Below are 13,497 nucleotides of genomic sequence, written 5' to 3' on the forward strand. Positions count from 1 at the left end.
ACCGAGGCGCAGCTCAATTAGCCTTGGATCTCGGTGCCAACGACTTTTTGGTCACCCTTCAGGCCGATCGGCAGGCTGTCCAGATAGGCGTTGGGCGCTTTGCCGTCATAGCCGATGCCGTCGATGACGTCCGCTGCCGGAGTAGGCGCTTTGTACCCGTCGCTGTCCCAGGGGAAGTCGGCTTCGTTCGCCAGGCCTTCGTCTACCAGCAGCTTGGCAGCTTCCAGATAGATTTCAGGCTTATAGACAGACTTGGCGACCTCGTCATACCAGCTGTCTGGTTTGGCTTCCGAGATCTGGCCCCAGCGGCGCATTTGCGTCAGATACCACACCGCGTCGGAATAGAACGGGTATGTCGCGTTATAGCGGAAGAACACGTTGAAGTCGGGCGCCGGACGACGGTCGCCTTTTTCAAACTCGAAAAAGCCGGTCATCGAGTTTGCGATCACCTCGTAATCCGCACCCACATATTCCGGGCGGCTCAGGATCTCGACCGCTTCTTCGCGGTTGGCATTGTCGTTTTCATCCAGCCAGATAGCCGCGCGGATCAGCGCCTTGACCACGGCGAGGGTCGTGTTCGGGTTTTCTTCCGCGAATTCCTTGGTGATGCCAAAGACCTTTTCGGGGTTGTTCTTCCACATATCATAGTCGGTGATGACCGGAACGCCGATGCCCTTGAACACGGCCTGCTGGTTCCATGGCTCGCCCACGGCATAGCCATAAATGGTGCCCGCTTCGAGCGTGGCCGGCATTTGCGGCGGAGGCGTCACAGACAGGAACGCTTCGGCTGCGATCTGACCGGTGATGTTTTCAGGAGAGTAATAACCGGGGTTGATACCCCCCGCTGCCAACCAATAGCGCAGCTCGTAATTATGCGTCGAAACCGGGAAGACCATGCCCATGTTAAAAGGCTTGCCTTCGGCGTTGTACTTTTCGATCACCGGCTTGAGCGCTGCCGCAGAAATCGGGTGCTGCGGGCGACCATCGTCCATTTTCGGCACGTTCGGCTTCATCTCTTCCCAAACCTCATTGGACACGGTGATGCCGTTGCCGTTCAGGTCCATCGAGAAGGGCGTGATGATATGCGCTTCGGTACCATAGCCGATTGTTGCCGCCAAAGGCTGACCGGCCAGCATATGTGCACCATCCAGCTGACCATCGATGACGCCATCCAGCAGCACTTTCCAGTTGGCCTGCGCTTCAAGCGTGACAAACAAGCCTTCGTCGTCGAAGAACCCTTGTTCCTGGGCAACCGCCAAAGGCGCCATGTCGGTCAGCTTGATAAAGCCAAAGGTCAGCTCGTCTTTTTCCAGCTCCAGCTCGGCAAATACAGGCGAGGCAAGGGCCGTCGTCGCTGCCAGGCTCAGAATTAGCTTTTTCATCTTCATCCCTCTCGGTTCAGCCCATTGGGCAAACAAAAAAAGCCGCCGACACACACCGCCGGGAGGAGTTGGCGGTTGGTCGAGCGGCTTTGCTCTTTTTAGATGCCCTGCGTTGTGGGCGAATTCCGTCGGTGGGCTTCGTTGCCTTCCGATGACCTCATTAAGCCCCTGACAGGTGGCGACGTCATTCCTTTTTGAGGTTTGCGCCCCGATTTTTCTGCAATGCAGCGTCAAACTACGCTGCGATGCAAAAATTTTGTGCAGACTTAACTGGTCGGCTCGAAAATGCGCCGGTCGAAGAACACATTCTGAGACAGAATCAGGCTTCCATTGGCTGAAGCGACGGCTGTTGACTCGGCCAAAGCACCTTCCAGTTTCTCGGATGCGCCGGGAGTTTCGACCCCAAGCCCCTGCAACTCACGCCGGTACAGATCACTGCGAAAGACCTTGGCAGCCTGACGTTCGGCTGTGCTGGCATCCAGCCCGTTTCGCATCGCCAGTTGGTGCGCCACCCATTTCGCCTGACTGCGCCAGGGGAAAGTGGCCGCACCGTCAAAGAATTCAACAAAGCCTTCGACTTGGCGCGTCTCACCGCGGGCCGAAATGGTGAACTCACCCATCAACGCGCGGTCAACCAGTTCCGGCGAGACATCAAGATAGGTTTTACGCGACAACATTTCAGAGGCGGTGGTCCGGCTGTCCGGTTGCGACAGCCACCGCGCTGCACGCCACACGGCGCGCATCAGACTGCCCAGCAAATGTGGCTCGGTCTCGGCCCAATCATTTCTAACCGCCAGCACCTTTTCCGGCGCACAGCTCCAGATCGCACGACCGGGCAAAAGCAGCGCACCGACATTGTCATCCACCGCGAAAGAGCCCCAAGGTTCACCCACGCAAAACGCATCGATTTCCCCTCCGGCCAGCGCCTGTGCCATCAGAGGGGGCGGAACCGTGCGAATTTCCACTTGTTTCGAGGCCAGATCGGTGCCCGCAACCCAATAGCGCAAAAGCTCGACATGCATCGAGAACGGGAAAGGCACGCCGAATACCAGAACGTCACCGGCCACCTTTGCCAAGGCAGCACCCGCCGCTTGCGCATCGGCAAAGTCAAAGGCAAAACCCTGATCCGCCAACCGCTGGGCCAGATGCGTACCAACGCCGATAACATTCCCATTCAGCGACAGGACCGAAACCGCAGAAAGCGAAGTTGCAATGCCCCCCAGGCCCAAAGCCATCGCCACCGGGACTGGTGACAGCAGATGCGCCGCATCCACATGCCCAAAGGCCAGCATATCGCGCAGCGATGACCAAGACGGGGCCGGGCGCAAATCCAATGAGATGCCTTCGGCATGATCAAACCCCATCTCGCGCGCAACGATCAGGGGGGCGGCATCGACCAGAGGCATATAGGCGACGGGCAGAGTCACGGTTCTCATGACAACAACCCCGACGCGGTGACCAGTGCCTCAGCCACCTCCGCGACCCTTCGGTTCTGGTTCATGGCGGTCTTGCGCAACAGCGCATAGGCCTCGTCCTCGGAAACTCCCTTGGCCTTGATGATCAATCCTTTGGCCCGGTCAATCACCTTACGCTCTTCCAGTGCGCGGCGGGTTTCGGCCAGTTCCACGCGCATCTGACGGAGGACCTGAAACCGGGCAATGGCCGTATCGATAACCGGTTTAATCCGCTCGGCCTGCAAGCCATCGACCACATAGGCAGACACGCCGGCCTCAACAGCCGCTTTGGCCAAACCGCCCGCCGCACCGGTTACGAACATGGCCACCGGGCGTTCGAGCGGGCTGGAAGCGACGGTCAGCTCTTCCAGCATGTCGCGTGAAGGGTTGTCGATATCAATCAGAACGATGTCGGGGTCATGCACAGCAATCTGGCGCGCCAAGCCCGAGACATTGCCAATCACAAACACGTCCGCGTCGCCCGCCTCTTTCAAGGCATCAACGATCGCGAACGCGCGTTCCTGGTTCTGCTCGACGACAACAACGGTCAGATTCTGGCTCATGCAGACCATCTGGACACTTGTTGGGCCGACCTCAATCAGCAGGGTCAGGCCCACCGCTTTCGGGTCCACTTCCGCTCAAAAATTGAGCGGAAACGGCGAGGCTGCGAAAGCGATGAGCAGTTTTAGGTGTCGCCCGCCCATGGACTCAAGCTGGGTTCAGGATTTCCCGGGCCAGTTCGGGTGGGAAAGCCTCGGGCCGGGTGCAATCTGTCTCGATCTCGACAAACGAACCGATCTTGGCCGATTTCAGAATAGCGGTCATGACATCGACACTATGCACAGCAAGTTCCAAGGCACACCGATGCGGGCGACCCGCATGCAGACCGGCAATCATGTCGGCCAGCCCCGCACAGCGATAATTGGCGCGCGGCTCATTTGAATCGAGGTTTTCATTGGCCTGACCAAAGGGGTGGTTCCAAGGCTCGACCGTTTTGACCTCACCGTTCTCACCCGCAAGGGAAAGCGTACCTCCGAAAAAGTTCGGATCAGGCACATAGAGCGAGCCATGGCTGCCATAAAGCTCCATATTGCTATGGGTGTGCGCCTTCACATCCCAACTGGTGCCAAGCGTTATGATCGCGCCCGACTGAAACTCCAGCAAAGCCATCAGCGTTGTGGGGGTCTTCACCGGTACCGTCTCACCGCGCCGGGGCTCAGACTTGATGACCCGTTCGGCAAAAGCGGTCTGCGACAGGGCAGCAACCTTTCGCACCGGCCCCAGCATGTTGATGAGGTTGGTCACGTAATACGGCCCGATATCCAGAACCGGCCCAGCGCCGGGCAAAAAGAAGAAATCGGGGTTTGGATGCCAATGCTCCATCCCCGGCCCCATCACATAGGCGGTCCCCGAAACGACCTGACCAATGGCCCCATCATCGATCAGCTGCCGCGCCTGTTGGTGGCTGCCACCCAGAAAAGTGTCAGGTGCAGACCCGACACGCAGCCCGCGCTCATTGGCCAGTTTGGACAGCGCGATGGCCTCATCCAGCGTCAGAACAACCGGTTTTTCCGAATAAACATGTTTTCCCGCCTCAAGCACCGATTTCGAAACCTCGAAATGCGCCGCAGGGATGGTGAGGTTGACCACAACGTCAATGTCATCCGCCGCAAGCAACTCTTCGACCGTCGCGGCCCGGATCCCGAACTCGGCCGCCCGTGCCTGTGCCGTTTCCAGGTTCAAATCGGCAATGGCCCGCATTTCGAACCCTTTGAACAACGGGGCGAGCCTTAGATAGGCGGCCGAGATGTTTCCGGCCCCGATAATACCTACGCCCAAATTCGTCATGTGTTGTCCTTTGCAAATGCGGTTGCTGCCTCGAACGAACGCCGGGCGAACCGTGCATGGTCAGACGGGTTGTCATGTTCCATGATGAAGTGCTTTGCGCTGGTCCCTTTCAGCGCTGCAAACAGTGCCGACCAGTCCAAAACGCCCTGCCCTACATCGGCCCAGCCGTCTTCGTCCTGACACATGCCTTCGGGCGCGATGTCTTTGACGTGAACGGCAGAAATCCGGTCACCATAGCGGGCGATATAGTCGAACGGGTCACGCCCGCCGCGCGCAACCCAAGCCACGTCGAGTTCCAGCAACAGTTCATCCGACGCCTGCAAGATCAGATCCAATGGCGTTTCCGCTATCCCCAGATCGGCAACTTCAAAGTCATGATTGTGCCAGCCGAAGGACAGTCCGGCATCCTGCAAAGGCTTGCCAGCCTCAGCCAAAGCTTGACCAAACGCTGTCCATCCCTGCGCATCCACCGGGCGATCCTGAGGCATCAGGAACGGAAAAAAGACGATCTCGACCCCGAGTTCCTTGCACAGTTTGACCACATCGCCAGGGTTTTGGCGCACGGCATCCAAACCGAAATGAGCGGTGGGCAGGCGCAACCCGGTTTGGTCCAGCCCTGCCCTCAACTGTCCAAGCAGTTCAGCATCCTGAAACAGCGCACCATAACCTTCGACCTCTTGATAGCCGATATCGGCCAGCAAGCTAAGCGTATCGGTGAGTGGCGCAAAATTGCGCGAGCTATAAAGCTGATATCCAAAAGCGGTCATGATCTATCCTTGTTGGTCGTGCCGTATGTGGCGGAATACAGATCGCGCAGAACGAATTCGACGCGCGCGTGCGGGTCGGATGGCGTAAAGGTCAACTGGCGCGGCTCTTTCGGAAGCACCAAAAGCGCGTTGTCCGAGAACCGGCCCGGTTTGTCGGCCTCGATACCGGCGAAAAAAGCGGGCTTGTCGGTGCTGACGGTCAACTTGTATCTGTCACCATCACGCGCAGACGTCAGGACCAACTGCGTCGCCGGCAGGTCATAGGCCTTGTAGGGTAAGGGCGCATGGTGATCGGTCTGCACAGATCCGTCCGGCAGGGTGGTGCGGTAGAGTAGGATTTCGTCGGCAGCAATCAGACTGGTTGGCACCTGCAACAGCTTGGCGGCACGATCTGGCGTGACCTGCCCTTTCGCCCGCGCAACCTCACGCTCTTGCCCGTCCATGCCCAGCGCGCAGAGGGCAACAGTGACCTCAACCGGGGCCGATGTGTCATTCACCGTGATCAGATCATAGGCGCCGTCACTGGGCACAAGCGTGGTGCTGACCGGCGCATAGAAATGGCGCGCCATATAGTGCATCAACTTCCACCCGCCGCCATAATCCAGCGAAGACCAACTGGCGACAGGCCAAGTGTCATTGAGCTGCCAATAAAGCGTCCCCATGCAGCGTGGCTTTTGTGCGCGCCAATGGGATACAGCGGTTTTGATAGCCAAACCCTGCTGTACCTGGCTGAGATAGACGAAGTTCTCGAAGCCTTCGGGGAAACGGAAATAGCGGAACATCGTCTCGGCAATCCGCGCATTGCCGCCTTTGTTCTTCTGGTGGCTTTCCAGCACCGGGGTGGCGATGTTGAAATCTCGTTCCCCGGCAAAGCTGCGGATTACATCCATCGACGGGTAGGATTGAAAACCGAACTCGCTGCAAAACCGCGGCACCACGTCGCGATAATGATCAAAATCGCGCCCTTCGTGCCAGACCGACCAGAAATGCATGTCACCAGCGCGGTCATCATGCCAGCCGTCACCGAAATCCAGCCGCCCCAGGGACGGTGATGAGGGCCACCAATTGGCGTCGTCGCCCAGCACGTCCTTGACCGCGCGTTCAATGGTGCGGTTCAGGCGGTCGTAGGCCACAAGATAACGGTCACGGTCCTTTACGCTTTCGGGATACCAGCCCAGCGCGCCGACCAGCTCATTATCGCCACACCACAGCGCGATGCAGGCGTGGTTCGAGAGACGCGCGGCCTGTTCCGTCACCTCGGCCCGCACATCATCCAGAAAACTGTCATGCGCCGGGTAGAGGTTGCACGAGAACATCGCGTCCTGCCAGATCAGCAACCCCAGCTCATCACAGGCCTCGTAAAAGCTGTCGGGCTCATACCGCCCACCACCCCAGACGCGCAGCATATTCATATTGGCGTCAACCGCCGATTGCAGCAGGTCGCGGGTCTTTTCCGGCGTAATCCGGCCCGGCAACGCATCAGCGGGGATCCAGTTTGCGCCCCGGCAAAAGACATCGACCCCGTTAACTTGCACCCGAAAGCTGGTGCCGATCTCATCGGGTTCGGTGACCAGACGCATGTCGCGCAACCCGATCCTGCGCGTCTCGGTGACGTCTTGGGCACTGAGCGTCAGGCTGTGCATCACCTGAGCGCCCAGCCCAACCGGCCACCACAGATCCGGGTTTTCGACCTCGAACATCGCTTCGATCCGGCCATGCGCATCGCGGGTAACCGTCTGGGCCTGGCCTGCAAAGCAAAGCTCTGCTTGATCCGCACCGTCCAGTTGCGCCTGCACGGTCAGTGTTACACAGCCCTCGGAATGGGCCTGTTTTGTGGTAATCTGAGAGAAATGCGGCTGGTCTTTGGGCCGCAGCTGCATCTCGCCGTAGATCCCGAAGGGTGCCAGCGCGATGTTCCAATCCCAGCCGAAGTCGCACTGCACCTTGCGCAGCATATTGCCGTTTAGGATCGGGCAGTTTCGCGGATGGCTGGGCACGGGATAGGGCAGAGCTGCCTGACGGTCGGCGCTTTCGCGTACGCTGGAGCGCAGCGTGATCCGCAGCATGTTCTCACCCTGGCGCGCGGCGTCTGACAGATCAACGCGGTAGGATCGGAACACATTGTCTGTGCGCAGCACCGGGGTTCCGTTCACGTCGATCCGGGCCACCGTGTCGACCTCGGACAGGCACAGAACGACGTTTGGGTCATCTAGATGGATCGCCCGTTCAAACACCCAATCGCGCTCAGCAATCCAGCGCAGATCATACTCGTTGCGCCCGAAATAAGGATCGGGGATCAGACCCGCATCATAGAGGGCCGAGATACCGTCCCCGGGCAATGTGATCGTCAGATCATATTCGCCATCCGCATCGGTCATGCGCCACGGCCCGGTCAGATTGAGGGTGCCGCCGTTCATCATGTCCTTCACAACCGAACCTCGGTTTCGGCGTCAAAGAATGAGGCCTTCGCCATATCGATCCCGATTTTCAGCTGATCACCGGGGCGGATATCGGTCTGCCCATCCAGTCGCACACGGAACGCCTTGTCTGCAAAACGGGTCCAGGCCAGAGTGTCTGACCCCATCGGTTCGATCACCTCAACGGGAACATCAGTGTGAAACGGCAAAGCCTCGGCGGCAGCGCCGGTTTCGATATGCTCGGGACGGATGCCCAATGTGGCCGGGCCGCCTGGCGTTTTGGCAAAGGGATAACCTGCCACCGACAGCACCTGATCCTGCATCTCGAACCGGTCTTCGATCAGCATCCCATCGATGAAATTCATCGCCGGAGAGCCCACAAAATCCGCAACATAGCGGTTGCCTGGCCGGTTGTAGATTTCCGTGGGCGAGGCCAATTGTTGAATCTGCCCGCCTTTCATCACCGCAATGCGGTCGGCCAATGTCAGCGCCTCGACCTGATCGTGGGTCACATAGATGATGGTGTTTTTCAACTGCTGGTGCAGGCGCTTGATTTCCACCCGCAGATCGGCACGCAGTTTGGCATCCAGATTGCTGAGCGGTTCATCGAACAGAAACACATCGGCATCGCGCACCAGCGCCCGACCGATGGCGACACGCTGACGCTGACCGCCCGATAGGGCCGCGGGTTTGCGTTTCAGCAGCGGTTCGATCTGCAAAATCTCGGCCGCCCGCGCGACGCGCTTGGCGATCTCGTCCCGCGACATGCGGGCGTTTTTCAGACCAAAAGACAGGTTCCCCTCGACCGTCATCTGCGGATAGAGCGCATAAGACTGGAACACCATGCCGATACCCCGGTCCGAGGGTTCCTCCCATGTAACATTACGGTCTTTGATGAAGATCTGCCCGTCGGTGACTTCTAACAGCCCGGCAATGCAGTTGAGCAGCGTTGACTTGCCGCAGCCGGATGAACCGAGCAGAACCAGAAACTCTCCGTCCTCGATATTCAGGTTCAGACCTTTGAGCACTTCGACCGCGCCAAAGCTGAGATCAAGATCGCGTATTTCGACAGAATGCATGGTTATCCTTTCACGGCACCGGCGGCGATACCGCGCACAAACAGCTTGCCTGAGACAAAGTAGATGATCAGCGGCACCAGCCCGGTCAGCAGGGTCGCGGCCATGTTGACGTTGTATTCCTTGACGCCCTGAACCGAGTTGACGATGTTGTTCAACTGCACCGTCATCGGGTAAGTTTCGGGCTTGGTATAGATCACTCCGAACAGGAAATCGTTCCAGATACCAGTGACTTGCAGGATTATCGCTACCACGAAGATCGGAAGAGACATGGGCAGCATGATGCGGAAATAGATGCTCCAGAACCCGGCCCCATCGACCCGCGCGGCCTTGTGCAGATCCTCGGGGATCGAGGCAAAATAGTTCCTAAACAGCAGCGTCAGGATCGGCATACCAAAGATGGTGTGCACCAGCACCAGCCCACCCAGATCGCCCATCAATCCGATCTCGCGCAGGATGATCACCAGCGGATACAGCATCGTCTGATAGGGTATGAATGCGCCCACAATCAGGATCGAAAAGAACACCTCGGACCCTTTGAAACGCCACCGCGCCAGAGCGTAGCCGTTGATCGAGGCGATGGCGATGGACAGTACCACCGAAGGGATCAGGATCTTGACCGAATTGCCGAACCCCCGGCTCAGCCCGTCACAATTGATCCCGGTACAGGCCTGCGCCCAGGCCTTGACCCAAGGCTGGAAAGTGATTTCAAGCGGTGGGGAAAAGATGTTCCCGGTGCGGATTTCCGGCATGCCCTTGAGTGAGGTCACCACCATCACGTAAAGCGGCAGCAGGTAATACACAGACACGACAATCAGCGTGCCATAGAGAAAGATGTTCGCTCGGCTGAAGCTGCGTTTGGGTTTGGGGCCACGGGGGCCGTCGAGGCTGCGGGATGAGGTCAGATCAACCACGTTTGCGCCCTCCGAATTCAAGATAGGCCCAGGGGATCAGGATGATGGCCACCGAAACCAGCATCATGGTCGAGGCCGCAAAGCCCTGCCCCAGATTTTGGGCGCGGAACATGTACTGGATCACGTATTTCGCGGGCACTTCCGAGGCAATGCCGGGCCCCCCGTTGGTCAGAGCGACCACCAAATCATAAAGCTTGATGATGCCGCTTGCGATCAGCACCAGCGCGGTCACAAAAACCGGGCGCATCATCGGGATGATGACCACCACATAGGTTTTCACGGTGCCAATGCCGTCCACTCGGGCGGCTTTCCAGATGTCTTCGTCAATGCCGCGCAGACCCGCCAGCATGATCACCATGATCAGCCCGGTACCCTGCCACAGCCCCGCAATCAGGATACCATACATCACGATGTCGGGGTCGTTCAGCGGGTTGAAGGTGAAGCTTTCCCACCCCAGGCTGCGCACCACGTGCTGAATGCCCAGATCGGGGTTCAAAATCCATTGCCAGGCCAGACCCGTCACAATGAAGCTGAGCGCGAAAGGGTAAAGGAAGATTGTGCGAAATACGTTCTCGCCTCTGATCTTTCGGTCCAGCAGGGCGGCCAGCGTAAAGCCGATGACCAAGGTAAAGACCAACGACAGGATACCGTAGAGCGCAAGGTTTTCCAGCGACACCAGCCAGCGGCGCGTGGTCCACAGTCGCTCATACTGCTCGAAGCCTACAAAATTGGTCTTCGGCAGCAGTTTCGACGAGGTAAAAGAATGCACCACCGTCCAGGCCGTTCCGCCCACGAACACGACCAGAGCGGTCAGGATCATTGGGATCGAAGCGATTTTGGCGGACAGGTTGCGAAACAGTGACACAGGCCGTTGCGCTTGCTTGCGCTCGGATGTGTTGATTGACGACAGATCTGACATGATAGTCCCTTGGCGCGGCTTAAACCTGCCCGAGATTACCTAATCCCGGACAGGCGCGCGAGTGGTGGCGCTTTACTCAGAAGACCGAATGATGTCGGCATAGCGCTCTTGCGCATCACCGGCAGACATATCTGTCGACCAGAACTCGGCCATCAGGTCTTCGATCTGGGTTTGCGTGTCGGGCGTTAGGTTCATTTCGCCCGATGGCAGGATGCCACCCGCCTTGAGGATATCCAGACCCTTCTGCATGCAGTCATTGGCCGCAGACAGATCAACATCGCCACGCACCGGCAGCGACCCTTTTTTCAGGTTGAAGGCCACCTGCACATCCGGGGAAATCAGGGTCGAGGCCAGGGCCATCTGGGCCTCTTGCACCGCCGGATCATCAATCACAGGGAAATAGAACGCGTCGCCACCGGTATCCAGGATCTCATTGATCCCCAAACCGGGCAGGCAGGTATAGTCTTCACCGGCCACTTGCTCGGCGATCTGGAATTCGCCCTGCGCCCAATCGCCCATGATCTGCGCGCCGGCCTTGCCGGTGATCACCATATTTGTGGCCTGGTTCCAGTCCTGGACGTTTGAGTCGGCAGCCAGCTCACGTGCGGTTACAATCGCTTCAAACACCTTTTGGTATTCCGGGCCCATCGCCGCATCTGCATCGCGATCGACAACCACTTTGCGCCAGGCGTCAACACCTGCAATGGCGATAGCCAAGACGCCAAAGGCACCGTTCTGCTGCCAGCTTTGCTGCCCCATGGCCAGCGGAACAATACCGGCCTCTTGCAGTTTCGGTGCGCTGGCGACGAATTCGTTCCAGTCGGCGGGGACATCCAGACCCGCTGTCTCATAGGCGTCATGGCTCAGCCAGATCCACTGCCAGGAATGGATATTGACCGGCACGCAATAGATGCGTCCTTCATAGGTGCATGCATCCAGCAGCGAGGACGGGTTCACAACGTCCTTCCAGCCTTCTTTCTCTGCCAACTCGGTCAGGTCGGTCAGCAAACCGGCCTCGATCAACTCTTCCGCCTGTCGTCCATGGTTTAGCTGCGTGGCGCCCATCGGGTCACCGCCGATGATGCGGCTGATGATGATCGGGCGCGCTGTACCACCTGATCCGGCAATCGCGCCGTCGACCCAGTTGTGATCCGTATTTTCAGTAAAGGCTTTGGCAAACTCCGAGACCGCTGCGGCCTCGCCTCCTGATGTCCACCAATGCGTGACCTCAAGGTCCGCTGCATGGGCTGCTCCGGCCCCTGCAAGAAAAGTTCCAGCCATTATTTTCGCCAGGCGATTCATTGATTCCTCCCAAATCTAAATCGTTATAGATCGCTACTATAACGTTTTAGAAATTTCTTGCAACGGATTTACTTCCGGCCTTTCGCAGGTTAATTTCGTCTTTCAAAATAGGGCGAACGGCAGCTATCGAGCCGCCATAAAGCCCAACAAACTCCACCAAGGCGCACCAAGAGATGCCGGATTCGGACAAGCCCAGACCAACATTGCGCACCATCGCCGAGCTTTCGGGGCTGGCGGTGCCCACTGTATCGCGGGCACTGAACGATGCGCCGGATATTGGGGTCGCGACCAAGGAAAAGGTACGCGCAATCGCGTCACAGATCGGATACGTCCCCAACAGGGCCGGATTGCGCTTGCGCACCGGCAAGACCAATGTGATCTCACTGGTCCTATGCTCTGATCATGAGGTGACCGATCACACCGGACAACTGGTCTCGTCAATTGCGGATGCGCTGCGCGACACGCGTTACCATCTGATTGTGACGCCCTATTTTCCCGGCGAGGACCCGATGAAGCCGGTCCGCTACATCCTCGAGACCGGATCGGCGGATGCGTTGATCCTGAACCGGATCGAAGTCGAAGACCCGCGCGTCGCCTATCTGCTGCGGCGTCAATTCCCCTTTGCCACTTACGGCCGGACGAAGTGGCGCGAACAGCACCCCTATTTCGACTTTGACAATGTCGCCTTCGGGCGGATCGCAGCGCAAGAGCTTGTCCGCAGCGGTCGTCGCCGCATTGCGATGCTGACCCCGCCGCTGACCCAAAACTATGCACAGGACATGCTGAAAGGCGCGCGCGAAGCCATTGCGCAGACCGAGGCGCATTTCGAGGCGATCCCCGGATCATCGAGCGATGAAAGCGGCGAGGACATCAAAGAGCATATCAGGGATTTTCTGCTCAGACGGACCGATATCGACGGCATTATCGCTCCCTCCTCGACGGCGGCGATCTTTGCCAGCGTCGGGGCCGAAGGGGCGGGCAGGGTTCTGGGTCAGGATCTGGATATCTTCGCAAAAGAAGCGGTACCGTTCTTGCAGCACTTCCGGCACGCGATCAAAGTGGTGCGCGAGGATGTTCAAAATGCCGGCAGCTTTCTGGCCAAGGCAGCCATCCGCGCGATCGAGGCGCCGAACAAAGCACCCAGCCAAGACATCATATCACCCAAGCAGGTCTGAGCCGAAAAGCGCGTGACGCATGTGTGCCCAGACTCAGCATAAAGTCCAACAGGTCCCTCTGCCGCACCGGTTACTAGAGCGTCGCGGAAACCAGCGCCCCCCTGCCTGATCAAACAGAGCCGCGATCACTAAAATCACTGACACTCTGCGCCTCGCAAACTATTTAATCGTTGATACGGCCAAAATAATATAGTATTTCATTTGGAACGTATAACAAAATGCGGCCGCCTTTGCGATGCGAAG

General features: G+C 58.3%; 11 protein-coding genes. 1 reads left to right on the forward strand and 10 read right to left on the reverse strand.

Translation table 11 applies throughout. The features are described from left to right. Nucleotides 1-17 precede the first annotated feature (17 nt). The 10 genes from GOW40_RS11050 to GOW40_RS11095 form a co-directional block, all read right to left on the reverse strand. Nucleotides 18-1,382 (reverse strand): CmpA/NrtA family ABC transporter substrate-binding protein, encoded by a 1,365-nt coding sequence (locus GOW40_RS11050; protein ID WP_171132361.1) that lies wholly within the window; start codon nt 1,380-1,382, stop codon nt 18-20. 266 nt (nt 1,383-1,648) lie between these two features. Continuing rightward, entirely contained in the window at nt 1,649-2,818 is a 1,170-nt protein-coding gene (locus tag GOW40_RS11055; RefSeq protein WP_171097717.1) for an ABC transporter substrate-binding protein, read from the reverse strand. Then, nucleotides 2,815-3,399, reverse strand: coding sequence for an ANTAR domain-containing response regulator (locus GOW40_RS11060; protein WP_171132722.1), 585 nt, complete (start codon nt 3,397-3,399; stop codon nt 2,815-2,817). Before GOW40_RS11060 ends, GOW40_RS11055 begins: the two co-directional genes overlap by 4 nt. Before the next feature lie 145 nt (nt 3,400-3,544). Continuing rightward, a complete protein-coding gene (locus GOW40_RS11065) occupies nt 3,545-4,684 on the reverse strand; it encodes a Gfo/Idh/MocA family protein (protein ID WP_171132363.1) in 1,140 nt (379 codons plus the stop codon). Next, a complete protein-coding gene (locus tag GOW40_RS11070; RefSeq protein ID WP_171132365.1) occupies nt 4,681-5,451 on the reverse strand; it encodes a sugar phosphate isomerase/epimerase in 771 nt (256 codons plus the stop codon). The genes GOW40_RS11065 and GOW40_RS11070 overlap by 4 nt, the downstream gene beginning before the upstream one ends. After that, complete coding sequence (locus tag GOW40_RS11075) at nt 5,448-7,868, reverse strand: glycoside hydrolase family 2 protein (protein ID WP_217352283.1); 2,421 nt, start codon at nt 7,866-7,868, stop codon at nt 5,448-5,450. Before GOW40_RS11075 ends, GOW40_RS11070 begins: the two co-directional genes overlap by 4 nt. A gap of 8 nt (nt 7,869-7,876) precedes the next feature. Beyond that, on the reverse strand, nt 7,877-8,947 hold the full coding sequence (locus GOW40_RS11080; protein WP_171132367.1) for an ABC transporter ATP-binding protein: 1,071 nt from the start codon (nt 8,945-8,947) through the stop codon (nt 7,877-7,879). Nucleotides 8,948-8,949: 2 nt separating this feature from the next. Continuing rightward, nucleotides 8,950-9,858, reverse strand: a complete 909-nt coding sequence (locus GOW40_RS11085) for a carbohydrate ABC transporter permease (protein ID WP_171097706.1) — start codon at nt 9,856-9,858, stop codon at nt 8,950-8,952. After that, on the reverse strand, nt 9,851-10,777 hold the full coding sequence (locus GOW40_RS11090; RefSeq protein ID WP_171230969.1) for a carbohydrate ABC transporter permease: 927 nt from the start codon (nt 10,775-10,777) through the stop codon (nt 9,851-9,853). The genes GOW40_RS11085 and GOW40_RS11090 overlap by 8 nt, the downstream gene beginning before the upstream one ends. Nucleotides 10,778-10,849: 72 nt before the next feature. After that, nucleotides 10,850-12,058, reverse strand: coding sequence for an ABC transporter substrate-binding protein (locus GOW40_RS11095; protein ID WP_254444407.1), 1,209 nt, complete (start codon nt 12,056-12,058; stop codon nt 10,850-10,852). A gap of 194 nt (nt 12,059-12,252) precedes the next feature. Here GOW40_RS11095 and GOW40_RS11100 point away from each other — a divergent pair, with 194 nt between their 5' ends. After that, nucleotides 12,253-13,254 (forward strand): LacI family transcriptional regulator, encoded by a 1,002-nt coding sequence (locus GOW40_RS11100; RefSeq protein ID WP_171132371.1) that lies wholly within the window; start codon nt 12,253-12,255, stop codon nt 13,252-13,254. Nucleotides 13,255-13,497: the final 243 nt, after the last annotated feature.

The sequence above is a fragment of the Ruegeria sp. HKCCA6707 genome, assembly GCF_013033515.1.
Taxonomy (GTDB): domain Bacteria; phylum Pseudomonadota; class Alphaproteobacteria; order Rhodobacterales; family Rhodobacteraceae; genus Ruegeria.